The sequence below is a fragment of the Aureibacter tunicatorum genome (assembly GCF_036492635.1).
Classification (GTDB): domain Bacteria; phylum Bacteroidota; class Bacteroidia; order Cytophagales; family Cyclobacteriaceae; genus Aureibacter; species Aureibacter tunicatorum.
In genome coordinates, this window is record NZ_AP025305.1 from 3,717,598 (window position 1) to 3,735,572 (window position 17,975).

General features: G+C 37.6%; 4 protein-coding genes. All 4 read right to left on the bottom strand.

Annotation, left to right across the window (positions count from 1 at the left end):
• Positions 1 to 324: 324 nt before the first annotated feature.
• From AABK36_RS15670 to AABK36_RS15685, 4 genes are read right to left on the bottom strand one after another with little or no spacing between them, the layout of a single operon-like run.
• A complete protein-coding gene (locus AABK36_RS15670) occupies positions 325 to 9,015 on the bottom strand; it encodes an RHS repeat-associated core domain-containing protein (protein ID WP_309940434.1) in 8,691 nt (2,896 codons plus the stop codon).
• A 28-nt stretch (positions 9,016 to 9,043) separates the two neighbouring features.
• The gene (locus AABK36_RS15675; RefSeq protein ID WP_309940433.1) at positions 9,044 to 9,754 is read right to left on the bottom strand and encodes a hypothetical protein; all 711 of its coding nucleotides are present in this window, start codon (positions 9,752 to 9,754) and stop codon (positions 9,044 to 9,046) included.
• A 4-nt stretch (positions 9,755 to 9,758) separates the two neighbouring features.
• Positions 9,759 to 13,127 carry a hypothetical protein gene (locus AABK36_RS15680; protein ID WP_309940431.1) on the bottom strand — a complete coding sequence of 1,123 codons (3,369 nt, stop codon included), beginning with the start codon at positions 13,125 to 13,127 and terminating at the stop codon, positions 9,759 to 9,761.
• 2 nt (positions 13,128 to 13,129) lie between these two features.
• Positions 13,130 to 17,923: a hypothetical protein gene (locus AABK36_RS15685; RefSeq protein ID WP_309940429.1), complete on the bottom strand. Its 4,794-nt coding sequence runs from the start codon at positions 17,921 to 17,923 to the stop codon at positions 13,130 to 13,132.
• Positions 17,924 to 17,975 lie beyond the last annotated feature (52 nt).

Below are 17,975 nucleotides of genomic sequence, written 5' to 3' on the forward strand. Positions count from 1 at the left end.
GCCATAGTGGTGGAAACCTGCCTAGTTCAAGTTTGCAACTTGGACTACGCTTCAAAACCGCAAACCTAAACATGGATGCTTGATTAGCTAAATCCAACATTTGAAACAAGTTGAAAACTTACGATAGAAAGCATATAAAAAATCCATCCCGATTGCTCAAGATGGATTTTGTGTATCTGCTGACATTAGGCACAAGTTACAAACTTGCGCCAGGTGGGGTGGATTTTGTGTATCTACTAAGACTTAGTCCAAGTCACAGATTTGAACTAGAGGGCTTACGAACTTGCGTCAGGTGGAGTACCTTGAACTAAAGGGAGAGAGCATTTAGAGCTCTGGTTCTTCATTTAGATAAGGACCAGTAGCTGTTTGTGTATGAGGTATATTCCACCTCCAAACGCTATCCGTTACTTTGCCATCTTCTAATGTATAAAACATAACCCAACCTTTACCTGTAGAAGTCTGATACATACTTTTACCACTATAAGTAGTATCAAACTTAACTCCATAATTAACATCATAATTTATAAGTTGTTTAGAAACAGTGGCATCATATTCTTGTTTTAATACTGCATTAGTATTTACGAAACCTGCCAAATCAAAACTTGTAACAGTACCTCCAATGTTTTTAGAATAGCCTAATGTATTTAATAATTCAAAAACATCCTTATTTTCTTCATTAGAAAGACTTTTCATTTTTGTATATCCAGTTCCTCCATCCATATATAAATGGAATCCACCACTTACAACATCCCCATTGCCTTCTTCATAAATTCCGTTAAAATATTCGTTAAAAACCGTTCCAATAAACTTAAGTGGCTTTACAAAAAGCTCTCCAAATGCCTCTGTATTATCTCTAATTTTTTGTTTAATCACATGATTTTTTTCATACTTTACATCAAATAAATGATTCCCATTATTATCCTGAACTCTAATATCTCCTACCGATAGACCTTCAACGTTATTTATAGGAACAGCTGTAGCAGCATATTCAGAACCTTTATACATTGTAGTTGAATAAAATCCATCATCTGGTCTACAGAATTTCAGGGCTAAATCTACTAACTCCGACATTCTAGAAACATTTAAATCATCTTGTATTGCTAGATCTAACTTTCTTAAAAAATCATCACTATTAATTGTTACCAGAGTTTCGAGACCATCAATATCTATAGCCATTATTGGCGTGTTACCAGCAAAATGATATGGACTAAACCAAGGATAATCAGCTGTTAGCGGATCAACACTCAAAAACTTGGCTATGACAGGGTTATAAATTCTAAAGCCGTAGTCGTAATTCGTCTGGCTTCCCCACTCGCCATTTTGATCTTTTTCCTTACCATTAAACCCATACCTATACCCTCCGCTATCGAAGGTTCTTCCGATCATTTGCAGACCAAAAGGATAATAATCAGACGTTGAAAGAACTTCAGCTTCGCGCTCGCCATCCAATATAGACATTTTATCCGAGACTACCGCAAGCACATTTCCTAGATGATTGGAAAGTTCATACTGCCTGTGTCCGAGCTCTTTAGTTCCCGATGCCACGCCGCCGGTATACTCGCCCAGTCGGGATGATCCTCCGTAAATCGTGTGAGCGATGCTTTCTCTGTCAGGGTATTGATAGGCCTCTTGTCCCCACAGAGTGCTGGGGCCACGATCATTGTTATAATATTCGGCTTCCCATGTATATCTCGATTGTTGGGTTTCCGTAGCCAATACATTTCCTGAAGCGTCACGATAGTAGCGAGTCATATCATGTCTGTAGACATTTCTAACACTTCCTGTATAATTCCTAGAAGGATTCATGCCCGGAAGCACCTCAGAAGGTAAATACTTATGGCTTCTTAAAGTTATCTTCGTCTTGGACACTCTGTTCCCTGTAGCGTCATAATTAAATAGAAGCTTAGTCCCATCGCTTTTGCGAATCGCTTTCACCTTGCCTTGCACAGTCCAATCAATAGTAACCCCCTCGGATTTATCCTCAATTAGATTTCCTATCTTGTCATACACATAGTTTTCATGTTCTTGGTCAGGCAGTCCTTTAGGTGTGCCTTCCAGTGCCTCGACATAAGCTTCCAAATTAGAGCCTTCGGCGGCATTGAAATCCGGCGCAAAGTCAATATAATCTCCAGCTTTAAGCTTGGTGTATACTCCTTGCGAATTGGCGTAACTGCTTCCCGTAGCAGTGATCTTGGCCACATGATCTGTCTGAGTCGGCAACTCTCCCTGATTGTAAATCTTATGATCCAGTGGGTTGTAGTCAGGAGTAGTCACATGATACTTCCCGTTTGTGACACTTGACAACTGATTGGTTCCGTCATAATAGTTGTAAACCAACTCGTTGTCCAATACGCCATGATAATTATATCTGTTAAGCGTCATGATATTGCCATTCGGGTCATAGCTATATTCTGTGTCATATGCTTTGCTTTGCTTACTGAACTGTCCATTGCCAGTATGCTGCAAACTGCTTGAAGCAATGATTCTATTCAACTGATCATAGCGATAAGCCATCATCTGCACGGACTTGTCGTCATTTTCATGCCTTTTGCCTACTTCCGGCAAATCGGTCACCATCCAAGCGATATTGCCATTGTACAGGCCATTGCTCGATCCATTACGAGCAGTTGACTGAAAGGCTGACCATTGATTCCCATCTTGATTGGCTATGCTTACATCTCCGATCGGCTCATAGTCTCCATTGAAATAACCCAACTCATAGGCAAATGCATCCTTTGCCGTATTGTCAGTAGCACCATCATTACCAGGATCGCTTCCTTTAGGCATATTCACGCCCTTGATCCAACCTTGCAAGGTATAGTAATAATCCAATCCCTGCACTTGCGTGCCTTCATCTCCTAAGACAACTCTCGCCAGTGGCCCATGCGGATAATAGATATACTTCGCCTCGGTGCTAAATACATGCCCGTCAATAGAAGTGCTCACCTGCGTCAGGCGATTGTCAGCGTCGTACTCATACATGTGGATAAACTGATCAGACTCTCCTTCTTGATAGAATACATAATTGACATTGCCGCTGATCAAGTCATATCTATAATCTGTGCGCTTTGGCTTTCCTAAATCAAAATCCTGTGTTATAGACTTGACATTGCCATGCACATCATAGCTGTAAGCTGTGTAAGACTTATAATAAGCAGCTCCTACATTAAAATCCCTTGGATGAAACAATGAGTTTTGTTCCGTAGAAACTATCAAAGACACACGGTTTCGCAGATTTTCTTGTTCAAACTTTGAAAACCATGACCTATACTCAGGCAAATCAGCTACCGGCAAATCATAGTATGTATTTCTCTTATAGTATTTACTATAACTATCATCAGGGAAGTCAACATCATCAGCGTAACTCTGAAGATCAGCCAAAGTCATCCCTGAGATCCACATTTCTCCCGATTCGACTTTGCGGCCCAGTCGATCATATTTAGAATATGATGCTTTTCTATCTTCTTTCTGCTGAGCATTTTGAGAAAAACGCAACATGCTCTTGCTGTCATAGATAAAGTTTGTCTCTCCACCGTCAGGGCTATTTTGCCATACCAGTTGGTTTAGCGAATTGTATTTATAGCGGGTTTTCAACTCATGAGCTGGGTGTATCCCCAAGTCCTGCGGACGATCAGCATTCACCAATTGATTAATTTGACTCTGATTAGTGATAGGATTTACTCCCGCAGGCGGCACTGTCTGCACCAGATTGCCCGCTTGGTCATAGTAGTACAAAGTGTAATGGTACTCCTTAGGCTTGTATGTGTAGTCAAAATCCTCGTTGGCATTCTTGATGCAATTGCCAATGTAATTTTCGAATAATCGACCGCCAATTTCTTCCACAAACTTTCTTTCAGCTTCCAGACGCAAGTATTCTTCCTCCTCTTCCAAATCCCTGATGCATTGCTCTTTTTTCTTCTCTTTGAGGTCGGTGATCTCTTCATCCGTAAGACCCATCAAAAGTATAGTGGAATTCTGGTCGTTGTATTTGGTGCAGTAAATTTGTTCTGAAACAGACAACCTTATCACATAACTTGTTAATTCCAAAGGAGGGTATCCGGTATCTCCGCGTTGACCTTCCAAACCATTATTAGCCCTAGCCCCTCCACTTGCATCTATTTTTTTTGTATTGATTTTAAAGATATAAGCACCTTCATCACTTTGATCTACACTATTAATATCTAAAAAAGGATCTACACCTTTTTTTAAAAGTATAAGATTGCTCTTTCTACCAATGGTTACTTCATCTGTTGGATTTAAAAATTTATACCATGAATATTCAATAACATAACCATCTGGTAACGTAAGATTATTATCTATATTAGCATAAATCCTTACATTATCTTGCTCTTTAGCATTTATTTTCATCCCTCCACATTTCCCAACAGAATATTGAGTAAAATCATATTTAGTATCATTATAATGAAGTAAATTTGATTTAAATGGATAATTAAAAAAATAATAATCGTTAAGGTCTTCAAAAGTTAAGTGATTATACGCTATATCAGCATAAACCCCATGCTCTTTATGAAAATCAAAGGAATTAATTAATTTATGGATTCTATTGCCCCTTAAGTTTATATGAAGTTCATCTTTAAATGTATAAGTGTAACCTCCATTATCTAAAAATTCAAATTCTTCAATTTCATTGTAAGATAAATCTAAATTTAAGTGAAATCGCTTATTCCTATTCATAATAGACCTTAATAGATTATTCAGTCCATTTGTGTTTTTTATTTTATTATTAATTAATGATAAAGAAATATTGAAATCTAAATCTTTTGCAACATACAAATCGTATAAAAAGTCATTTATAATTTCAAGATTCAATATCTTATTTTTATCTAAAAAAAGTTTAATCTCACTATTTAAATTTTCATCATAATTATTCTGACTAATCAATCTACTTATATTATTATGTGACAAGTCAATCCAATAAAGTGATGGAATATTTGGATAAATAAACTCAGAAATATTACTTGCTGATAGGTTTACTATTTCCAAAGATGGTAAAGAGGATGATAAGGAAATAAAATTCATATCCTTAACATTTTCATTATTCGAAATAACTAGCTCCTTTATTCCATTATGATTAAAAACAAAATCTATATTTTGGGTAATATTTGAATGAGATATATTTAAAAATTCTAAATTACTTATTCCCTCTAATATTTTAATTGACGACAAATCTCCCTTTAAATTAATTTTAATTGGTGAATAGTTTTCATCCACTAACATAGATAATTGAATCCCAATTTTATTGGAACTTGAAATTCCAATACCATACCATTCACTTAAAGAATTATCTAATGCCCAATACCCTTCACTTGGAATATTTAATTCATTATTTTCTCCAACTATCGAATTAAAAAAATTAATCAAAATACTCTTTTCATTCTCAGTTAACTGGTTATCTGACATTTTATCATAATTCGAAAATGTAGTATGCACTTTGCCACGAGGATAGGTCTCAGCATCATTATTATTTACAAGGCAATTTGACCTAAACCTATTTAGTAAATATTTCAATGTTTTAGTATCATTCCCAATAAATTCATACTCTAAGCCATTTGTCTCATTCTTTATTTCAATCTCTAAATCATTTGAAACTATAGACTCATTTTCATCAACTACATTCCCTTCATAATCTCTCCATTCTATACACTCTTCAGCGTCTTCATGAATGATATCGGCCAGAGGACATCCATAATCATTGGCTAAAATCTCATTGATCGCCCAAAGGTCAGCATCCGGCTCCACACCGTTTTCCGGATCACCTACAAAATCCTCAAGCTTCAGTATCATAAAGAAATTGTCTCCCTTGGCTAGATAATTTCTGACATGCCCGCTGATAACTTCGGCATCCTCAAGAGCATCTTGATCCTCATTGAATACGCCGATTCTAAAAGGCTCGCAATTATCTTGAAGCACTGCCAGTATGGTTTCCGTATTGTGTTCCGTTACTCTATGCAGGTCCGTCTGAGTAGTCACTGTACCTGTTGTTCCATCCCAGTTCACTTGGTCTCCCCAAGGAAGCGTCTCATCATCAGCCAGATTATTTATCCATTCTTCGATTTCCTCCGGCGTCATATTTTCCGGCGGTGTGAAATCATCGCTTTGAGAAGCTGTGCTATTGGCAGGGTCACATGATCGATCCTCTGCTTGTTGCTTGATGATTTGTCTTTTGGCCTCGACATATTGCGATTTATACAATGTCCACCTCATCCTCTTAATCTCCGCTTTGTATTCTTCACTTGACTGAGAAGGGTATCTTTCGACAAGATCCTTGTAAAGCAGATGAAAGGCATCGGCATCTGATCGATTGGATTTTACAATATCACCATTTTGAATCTTGAAGAACATCTTATCCGAAGAAGGCAAAAACGATCCATCATATGCATAAGCCTCATTCAAACTCGCCGAATACTCAACTCCATTCACAGTAACCTTGAAGGCCTTGGCCAGCAAGTCATTCATCATGCCTATATAAGCATCATTGCCTTCGATTTGAAAAAATGGATCCAATGTCGAAAAGTTATTCTGAAGGTCGAAATACACGCCTGGTATCGCTCCGCCAATAGAATTGACACTGCTGCCCCAGTCCAGTATAAGCGAAAGTTTATTTTGCCATGCTGTCGAAGCTGAATTTTCCATACACAAAGTGTATTCGCAAAGCCTGTCATCATAGCCATTGGCAGACAGTATATCAAACCTCTCTTGGTACACATCTGTATCAGGATCTCCATCATCAGTATCCATAGCGTATTCAAGCCCTTGCTCTCTTGTATACTCACTCCATAACTTGCGCAGCATATTGGTGCATCCTGCAACAGCAGACTCTTCAAAAGTCTCATCTACGATACCCTCGATAGTTTCTCCATCTTCAAGGCAATCCGCTCCCTCGCATTCATCGCAATAAGATCTGTCCAAATTGATGCTCGTTCTGATATTAACATAATCCCTGTTCAAATCAACATCGGTAGTAATCATATCAATTATATCCTGATAACTAGGTTTATTGGCTGCTAGCTTTTTGACAATGATGTATTCCCCCACCTGCTGAGCAATAAACGAAAATTCCCAATCACCCAAGCTTTGAAGGTCTCCTTGGCAATCCTGAGCTCGAAGCCCTTGCACTTTTATTTCTTGTCTCCCATCCTCGAACACTTGTCGGTTTCCATCCGGCTTCAACACATATATTTCCAAATCATAAACGCACTCTTTGCAACTGAACGGCCCAACAAAAGCGCCTTTGCCTAAAAGCTCGTAATCAAATTCATACAATGTGCTAGGAGCCACATTGATTATAGACTCTAAAATATTCTTTTCATTATCTTCCAACCTATTCTTGGCATCCAAAGCAACAGTAAGCTCTTCATACTGAGCCTGTACCGCGCTTTCCAATGGATCCAAATGACTTGGAATATCTCCAGCCAAAGAAGTAGCCACCACTTTGCCTACTTGGTCGTTATAACTGATACTAACTTGACCATTCGGGTCCACGACAGCAGTTTTAGAATAAAACTTAGCTTTACCGACGTTAGAGCCAAACAATCTGTATAGTTCCTCAGATTGAGCATTAGCATAAATAAAACGAGTAGTCCTTTCCTCATTGTCAATCCGAAAAATATCTCCGACACCCGACTTTATCATCGGCCTGCCCGTAGCGTCATTCATCAAATGCATCTGTGTATAAGCAAAACCTTTAGCATCTGGAATATATTCATTATGAATGCTTCCATCATCGTTGTTATTCATAGGGCTATAATATTGAGAAGCGCCTGATGTCGTAGATAATCTATCATTTTCTTTCGATCCATTATCATATCTAGATTTGATGCTTTTTGATGTGGAGTTGCTATTTTCAAACACATTGAAATCCGCTTGGTAATTCAATGACCCACTGGATGGTACCGGCATCACAGTCACTGTTCCTCGACCACCAAAGTCATAAAAAGTCTCTCCCCTTAAAATTTTACCCTCTGTGCTTAAACTTGTCGCTACTTGTCTTTTTTTTCTAGATTGATCATAATAACTGATCACCTGCTTATTTTTGCCATCTTCACCAAACACTGAGCTTGCTTGCCAGATTAATTCATCATTTCCAATATTGATATAAACTCCATTGTTCGCAGGATAAGTCCAAACACTCGTTTCTCTATGCTTATTGTTCTCACCTGTATATTTCACACTTCTATATCTCCAAAACAAGCGACTTCCTTTAGGATAAATATTTTTCATCGTCAACAACTCGTTTTTAGTCGTTGCTCTAAACCCTTCCTTTGCTTTAAAGGCTGTAGAAGGGCTTGATGGAGTATACTCTTCATAAAAATGTACCCATTCTATATCATATTCATATACTCCTTGATCTTTAAGGAACGGCACGACAAACTGAATCTCTCCTTTGGCTTGATCAGAAATATTTATGGTGCCAACACTTGTCGGCGCAGGAGGAGCTGAAAACGACTGAGTTTCTACATTTGCATCATTGGACATTGGTTGACTATGATCTTTTGCCAGTGGCCACTCCAGATAAATATGTTGCAATGGACTCTCTCCTTCAAGCTCCATAGATGTAACCCTAAATGTCGGATGCTCATGGCAATAAAATGACTTAAGCTGAAAAAAAGTCTGAGCTTGATATTTTTGCTTATTCCCATCTAATTTCAACTCTCCATTCCAAATAACTGCTTGACTATTGTCAAGAATTTCAATTTGCAAACTCAAAGTCCATTGACTTTGGTAAGTATTCAGATTACCCCAATCATAATACACCTTGGGGCCCAAAAAATAAGGACCCTCTTGTTCGCAATCTTGAAAAACAGGATAAATCGTATTAAGTTCCAGATCGTCAATAATAGAAATCTGCCCCTTAAGCGGCTCAACCCCTTCTTTTCCATCCGATGTCACTTTTATCTCTTGGGGAATCGGTTGATGCTGGCCTACAGCCATGCTACTGATAAAAAGCATGGCCATAAAGCCTAAAAATATAGATATATAATTTCTTGTTTTCATGGCTATAATTATATATTAGCTTCTTTTCTTATTGTAATTGAAAACTTTGTCGAGTTGTCGACTCTAATTGCTTCAAGCGATACTCTCGCATAGCAGATACACGCTTTCCATCTTTAGTGACAATAAAATGACTCAAACTCAACCTTTTGTCATTAACAAGAGCATCCAAGGCTCCATATTCATACCGTATATCCACACTTATAGTCTCTGTTCCCACTTTCTCTCTATAGGTATAATACACTCTATTCAAAAAACCCGTTCGATCGTCAATATAAAGCTCAATCCATTCGATCATGCCTTCTTTCTGACGAACTTTATAATGTTTGCTGCCTTCTTTATTGCCCAAATAGCTGATATTATCATAGGCAACCAACATTGTATCAATATTCACCATAGACATGTCTGAAAAATCCAACTCATCTTGCTTGCTTCGCTTATAGTAGCTAGTCAATTTATACAAATGGCTATGGCTTACAACCAAATCTTTGGTAACAAGAGTTTCGATGCCAGAAATATTACTGTACATCATTTGGCCATACTTCAATATAGAAGCATTAACGGTCATTGGTTGATCTTCAGGGTCTTCAATATGAACACGAACCTTGACATTGAGATCTGCATCTCTGTATGCTGATGATATTTTCAGTAAATCTTGCTTTAAATCCTGTCCTTCAGCACCATTCAAAGCAAACAATATCAAAGCCACAGAATTAAACATAATCATTACAAAATGTTTCATAATATTATTCAGTTGTTGGTATGAAATTTATGGATTCTTGCAATGTCTTTAGTCCACGAACTGTTTCTACTTTAGTCAGGTAAAGCATACCTTCCGCATCATAATAGTAGAAAGTGGCGAAATTATTATCATCAAGCACTGCTTGCAATCTGTATGTTCGAGGATCATACACATAAGTTAGCATAGCACTCGCTTTTGGTTGCATTCTCATATCATCAACATATAAATTCTTAGCCCCCGAACTAAATATCAATTCAAATCTCTTGTATTGGTCAGGAACAGTTATATACCCTTCAACTTTTTGCCACCCTTCAACTATTGGACCAGAAGGCTCAAAGACAAAAGATTGATTCTCATCTCCTATAAATTTCACCTCTATAGATATACCATTGCCCAATGAAGCTGAAGTTTGCGCAGCCTCAGGGCTAGTAGCCACCCAAGCGCTAAATAAATACTCTCCATTTTTCTGCAAATCCAAAGTATATTGTTTGAAGTTCAATGTCGTATTCGCATTGATCAAAAGGCTTTTGTCTCCAGTATGCGAATAAGTTGTAGAAATATTAGCCGTTGGATTGCCAGAAATAGCCTTCAATGTAAACAACCATCCAAACCAATAATCATTAGCAGTAAAGTTGTTGTCAAAATTAACATAAATCGCATCATTCCAAGAGTCCACTTCCCTAACGCATCCCAAATCAGTCCACCCCCAGAAATATGAAAAGCGCCTCTTGTAATAGTTTTCAAACTTTCTTCCAACCAAAAAATAACGCATATCAGGGTCATCCAAATCTGAGACTTCTGACTTCACCATCGCATCAAGAGATTTTCCTATAGGCACCTTATACCCTCTAATTCTAAACTTTCCGTCCAAATCAATATCAAAGTTGCCTTCCGCGCTATATCCTGTATTGATTCCGAATGTAGAATTATACTGGTTAGATTCTTCAAAACTAGTAAAAGCGATTTCATCTTGTTTAGCATTTTGAGCAACAGCTACCGGCAGTTGGCCATAATAACCATAAACAGAACTGCTGTGTATGCCTAATATATCTTGGTTCTCTATCATATACCCTTCGCCATTATAACGAGTGGTAGTCGAAGCTTTTTTCCAGTGAGGATTTATTTCAGGCATGGTATGATTCCACTGAAAGCGTTCAAAATTAAAAACGCCGTCTTCTGACGATTTCAAATATGGGCTGTCTTGCTCTCTATCTTCTTGGTAAGCCCAAGAAGATTGATGTCTCCATACTCCTTGTTGCCCTGTAAGCCATGCATTCTTCTCAAACTGGCTGATATCCCCCTGTAGCATAGGCCAAAAGTCAGTATACTCGCTCGCCGAGGCTTGCAACACATCTTCATCTACAGGAGTGCTTAAGCTTATCAATTTATTTTCAAAAAGTTCATCATCGCTAAATTTGACATTAATTGTAGTAGACGGAGTAATCGTATACGGACATCCTGTTTTTGACTCGACTAAATCGGCTTTAGCTGTTATTAAAAACTGATCCTGTCTATTATATGTATGACTGCTTGTAGCTGATACTATTGATGAAGTACTTCCATCTCCGTAATTCCATGCCTCCGAATATGGCCTATTACTTAATATATATCCACTTGGAATAGCATAACTAAACTCATATGTTTTTGAACATGGCATCTCTCCTGTCACTAAGCTTGACACAGTATTCACTATCGGAGGCTCTGAAAATTCGACATGTAATTGCTCTGTAATAGTTTGTTCTTCCATACAGCCTAATGAATTATATATTTGAAATGTAACTGTTACAGTATAATCTCCTTCTTGCAAATACTCTACTCTTAGGTCGCATCTAGTTGGCGGAGGTCCATTCTCTCCTTCCGATGACTCAGGTCCTGATGGCGCTGTATTTTTCACTATATTCCACGAGCATGATTCATTAAATTCATAATCATCTCTAACTCCCTCTATTTCAAACTCATGCATTTGCTTGCAGCCTTTAAATACATCATAAGCTGTTATTGACAATTTTAAATCCTCATGTTGGTTACAGTCAAAACCCTGTACAGCAAAATTCGGCAATCCTCTAAACCCTACTCCGTCTTCATAATCAAAAGAAGTGGTTGTTGGGTTATCCGGATCTGAAATTTCATACATTACATGATTTTTATTAGAACCATAGATTCTATTATTAACTCCAAGTTGCAAATCATAGAAATTATGGCTCACATAACTATTACCTGAATTATTATTACTTAAGTCGCTACGTAAATTGAGGCTAAAAGAAGGATTACTTAATGAATTAACGTTATTCCAAAACACACCATTTTCCACATCTGTAAAATATATATATTCTGAATTCGGAGAAAAAGAAGCGCCATAATATCTACCTCTTGAAGCAACATCACCACCAATACCTAACCTTCCTGTTTCATTATCAAATGGATACAACCTTACTTTTGAGTTTGGACTACTACTGGAAGTATAATTTATTCCAAACACAGATATCATCCACTGACTATTTGGTGAGAACTTAATTGTTCCAATCATATCTCGAGACTCAGTACCCACACCACTAGTACTAGTTATAGTAATATAATCCCCTACACCGGCTGATATAATTGGTGCATCTGCTATCCCATTTTGAGTTATTAAATATGAATGGTAATCATTATTAGCTTGATTTCTTACTACCACCCAATAATCTTCACTATTAGCATGCATAACTATACCAACCCTTTCACCATAACTAAAGCCTCCATTCCTTGCCCCTCTTCTCACTTGCCCTCCAGTTCCATAAGAAGTATCAACTACAAAATTGCCTTGAGTATTTCTCATCAATTTAGTAACTGTAAGATATTTATCTCCAAAATTATCTATATCTCCATCACCAAATAAACAATCCGTGATTGTAATTACAAAATAAGCATTTTTACAATTTGGCACAGGTATACAAGTAACTCCTTGGGATGAAAAAGAACTACCTCCAATATCCTCAGTTATAATATTATGATTATTGTCATAAACCCGTAACCCATCAATATAAAACAACAACTGTCCATTTTCATCAGAAATACTTGCATTAGAAATAATCCCTGACGTAAAAGAATTATTATACCCTGTATTTACTGAAATGTTTTCATTTTGAAAATTCACTAAGTCATTCTCATACAATACCCAGTTCATATAAAGCATTGACTTATCCAATACCTTACCCTCACAGCCTATAAAAGTATTATTTTGAGCTTTTTGTCTTGAAGAATTTCTTTGTCTAGCCTCTTTTATTTCCTTCATATAATTTGAAAGAACTTCATATTCCTCAGCAGAATATTGTTGTCCTAAAGCAATTTTACTTATGGACATCAGTAGAATTACAAATGCTAAAGTTTTTTTCATGACTAGTTTGATGTTTTAGGTACCAAAATAGATTTGCTATAATGAGCGCTATTGGCTTTTTGCTTATATACCTCATCATTCAAGGCTGTTACGCTTCCTGCGCTTTGACTTAATTGATTTCGATACCCAGACCTAACCACTCTAAAAATCAGTCCTTCCTGCGCTTCAATATTATCAATGCCAACTAATCTATTTTCATTTACATATATGAGCCTTCCTATTGGCTTAAAGCCCTGCTCTGGGTCTTCAACTGATCTAGGTGCATAAGCCATTAGCTCGTCACCTTCATATAAATGTTCTGTATAAGAAGAGTTCAACAATAACAAATCAGACTCGCTGATATCTTGCAAACTACCTTCAAAAGTAAAATCAATATTCTTATACGCAGCCCCCATACCCTCATAATGCCAATAAGCTGGAATTGTATAAGCGTAAATAGGGTCTTCATAATTGTTATTAACTACAGTCATTATTACTCCTCCGGTCAAGCCGTCCCATCTATAATTTTCAGTAACAATCAACGAGCCTTCATTATATGTTTCAACTTTATCCAATATCGCTGTCTTATGGATAACCTTATTGCTGACAATCGTTTTTAATACCATATCCATCTTAGACACATCTGGCCACGTAGGCGGCACAGGTATTGTACCCAATATCGGCACAATTAAAAAATCTACATTCAAGTGTGCCCCTGCGCTTAAAGTTTTTTGGCTAGATTCTCTCATATCAAGCACATAGTCCTCATCCTGTCCTAATATCCAATTGGAATCCTGATATTGACCTTGGCCATCAACTGAAACTTTATAAATGTTATCATGTTCAGCTTCAGAATCCTTGACCATATAATTCACAAGTTCATTTACATTTTCTCCATCATAAGTTTTAGATCTGCTGTGATAAAGGTGTCTATTATAACTATATGCATCTTCATGATAAGTACCGTCAACATTTTGTCTAAAATAAGCCATCCCCTTAGGTTTTCCATGCATATCATTTTGAACAATAGAATACCCTTGACTCATATGCAAGTGCGATCTATTCACGTTTCCTAACAATGGTATAAGAATTGGCAAAGTACGCTTTTTCCTTTTGCGAGGAGTTTCATCTGTCATGAATGGGAAGTCTCTAGACGTGTAAAATTCATTCACGACCTTGCCAGTTGTGCCAAATGAAATATCCGTAGGAAAATAATCATCGCCTTCAAACTTTAATTTTTCTCGAGCCGCACTTGCTAAACTCTTTACAGTCACCTTGCTATACCCTACACTTGGTCCAGGAAAGTGAGTCTCATTGATCGGATACTCAAAAAATAATTGATCATCGGACTTCAACTTAAACTGCCTGCTAAAGCTCTTGCCATATCTTAAAGGATTCTCATCTGCTCCAATTTGAGGCTCATTGGAGGCCACACCGCTACTGATTATTTCCGAGTTTTCATTTTCAGTAGTATATTCATAAATTTGACCATAAACACTCTGCTCTTGACTATTCTGAGGATTACCCCATCCATCATAAAGCGTTATTTGTTTCACTCTATGACCACCCCCAAACTTTTCGCCATCAGGATTTTTCATTCTCACCCAAGCTTTATCGCCATCCGCTACATTTACAGCCCATTCATTTTTATGGGATTTGTAAAAGCCTACAATCATATCCTTGATAGTAACTAAGTATGACACTAAACTAGCCACTCTTTTTGCCGCTTCGCCATCATTGCCCGCTTCCTTCATTTTTCCCATCGCAGACGCTAAAGCAGGATTATTCAATCTCAAATGCTGCAAAGTCCTCAATGATATAGGGTGAAACTTTACACCATTTGCCACTTCGCTTTTCACTGGTACTCTCACAACATTATTAGACATGATTCGCAACCCATTATTAGCATCATTCAAGCGATCAGTATCTAAGTCCACATATCCACTTACCCAATCTACCGCTCCATTTTCACTTGAAGTCCTCATGTACATTTTAGCTTTGAAATACAATTGATTTCGTTTCAAATCCAGATACTTTCTAGCATCTTCAAGATTTTCCACACTCTTATTGGCTTTAAAGTAAACATATGGATTGTCATGATTTCCTTCAAAAGATATATTGCTTCCTCCATTGCTTCCACATAATTTCATCATCTGCATTGCAGGCAAATGCTGTACATATGCATATGAGTCTGCTTCATAAGAAATATTTATTTTTGACCCGCTTGGGGTTTGAATATTTGACAGATTCCAAGTAGAAGCGTCATGATCCAACTCTTCCTTCGTTAAGTATTGATCTACATAAGGAAAATCGGGATCAGAAGCCGTTTTGTAATTCCCCCAACGGTCATTTCCTTGATATTTATACCCCGCACTTTCATTGTAATAACTAAAAACATAAGGGTTTGACAAACCTCTATAGCTGTTTCCATACTGAAACTTAACTTTTCTTAATGTAAGCTTCCCTTTGCCCGTTGCTATACTGTTCTCAGTGCCTGGGCATAATTTATAATCGTAATCGAAATTTATTTTTTTGATACTATAGCCTGAATTTCCCCTTGCATAAAGTTTCACAAAATCCAATTTAGACATACTAGAATTTGAAGATATGCTTCCTCCATTAAAATCATATCTAGCGCTCTTTCCATCTTCTCTTGTGCTCATTACAAAATCTGCAATATGGGACTTTGTTTCAGCTCTGGAAAGATACCATACTTCTTTCTTTCCTTGCACATAACTGACCATATCATCTCCAACATCTGATAAATTTCCTTTTTCATAACCCGCCCCAACAAATGGCGATTTCCAAACATAATCTTCAGCTTTCTTATCATAAGTAAACTTCACCCAATAACCTAAATCATCCGGAGTTACTCCATCATTTTTCAAATCGACATAATCAGGACCAACAATAGAGGTCAACAAATATGAATGAGCGTATCCCGGCATGGTCTTCTTGCTTTTATACTTATTTGTATACTTTTTACTTCCTTCACCAACTCTCACTCTATCATCCTTTGATCTATCTAGGTATGGCGGATTATCACCATTAATAGTATATAAGTGTTGTACCTCTTCTTTATTGTAAGCAGGTAATGCATATACATATCGCAATCCGTCAGGCTTAGTCGCAATAAATCCAGCAATATGATCATCTTTGTAATGACTATGGGATCTATTCAATTCATTTATTTTTAGCAAATTGTGATACACTTTACTTCCATCCTTAATTTGCTTATTAGTAAATGATTGAACGATTTGCGATCTTTGTTGCCTTTCATTAGAATAAGAAGGCTGATAATTGCTATTTAACTTACCATGCTTAAAGTTTCTTGTTTCTGCCAACATCACCGCATCATCACCTCCCATGCTTTGATAATTGGCCGAAGGGCTAACATGCTGTTCACCATGCACACCGAAGTACACTTCCTCAGTCAGACTATTCAATTCATTTCCTTTGAAACGATACCTATTGTCTATTCCATCTTTATTCTTGTAGCTTCCAGTATAATTCTCCCCAGTATTAACGGCTGCGTTCGAACCAACCTTAGCTAAAAGTGGAGCCAGATCCATTCCTATTGAACCTCCCAATGTCTCAGAGATCACACTAGGATCACCAACAATCCCAACACTCTTTCGCTTTGCTCTATATATCGCCGAGTACCCTTGACCTGAAACTGAAAACACATCATATGTCGAAGAAGGAATGGCTAGATTAATAGTTTCAGGATATATAGTTGCATCTTTTTCTCTATTAAAATCCATCATATCCTTATTTCCTGCATTTTCCATATGCAAATAGCCATAACCCTTTCGAGAAATTCTTTTTTGCGCAAGAGCTTGTCGAGTATAAAAACCTGAAAAATATACAGCTCCTGAAAACCCCCACCAAGCACCTGCTGCTTTTACCACAACCGAAATATTATTATTAATCATCGGAAAGTTGTTTTTTGGACTATGAGCAGTACTCCCTAAAGGAATAACAGCCGTAGAACTTGTGGCAACTGAATTAGTTACAGAAATATACTTAGTATCTGGTTTCCCTTCTTTCTTATTTTTTCTTTCCATTATTGCTGTCGCACCAGCTAAAATTTTCTCTTTGCTTATTCCATAAGACATTTGACTTAGCCCGCTATTGGAATTATACCCCAAGCCAACATTAAACTTAGTTGTCTTCATACCGTTCTCATTGCTTAATGTCGCCCCTACATTAACTCCCACACCTTCTTGAGTATCCAAGCTTAAACTTATATCAGCGCTCATTCCAACTGTCCCGCCTTCATTAACAGATTTTGACAAACCTAAACTAGGGTCTATACTATAGCCAACACCTTTGTAATTATTATAATAAACTCTCAAGCCTAAACCACCCTTCAACCAATCCGCACCGAATAATTCTGCAGAGACTCCTCCTCCGACACCTGCCGTATGGTTTTCTTTCATATCAATCTCCTCAGTAATATTCTCCCCGTTGAAATCATCCGGCAAACCTCTCATTTGTCGCGTGATCGCTCCGGGGTTCAAAGACCAACCAAGCCCTACCCAACTGGCTTCTTGATCCATGCCGACTCCGGCATGATAAGCCAGATTAAACGGGTATCCGCCGTTAGGTCCGGGAAGCTCAAACAAAGGGATATTATACGTAAAATCCCCCGAAAATAAATCGACCATGTCCGTTGTGCCCGCAGGCTCAAATGCCTGAACTTCGGGCTGGCTAGGCCCAGCGGTAAGCGCAAAGGCGACTCCCGGGCCAAATGATTGAAGCAGCATGCTTATGGCTAAGTATGCCGCGGTGATGCGAAGTAATTTTGTTTTCATCTGCTGAGATGATTTATTGTTTGTCTGTTTTTTCTACTAATTTCTATCAAGC

Bases quoted from the DNA above. Each gene is read 5' to 3' on its own strand.
- AABK36_RS15680 (WP_309940431.1), bottom strand. From the start codon at position 13,127: ATGAAAAAAACTTTAGCATTTGTAATTCTACTGATGTCCATAAGTAAA.
- AABK36_RS15675 (WP_309940433.1), bottom strand. From the start codon at position 9,754: ATGAAACATTTTGTAATGATTATGTTTAATTCTGTGGCTTTGATATTG.
- AABK36_RS15685 (WP_309940429.1), bottom strand. From the start codon at position 17,923: ATGAAAACAAAATTACTTCGCATCACCGCGGCATACTTAGCCATAAGC.
- AABK36_RS15670 (WP_309940434.1), bottom strand. From the start codon at position 9,015: ATGAAAACAAGAAATTATATATCTATATTTTTAGGCTTTATGGCCATG.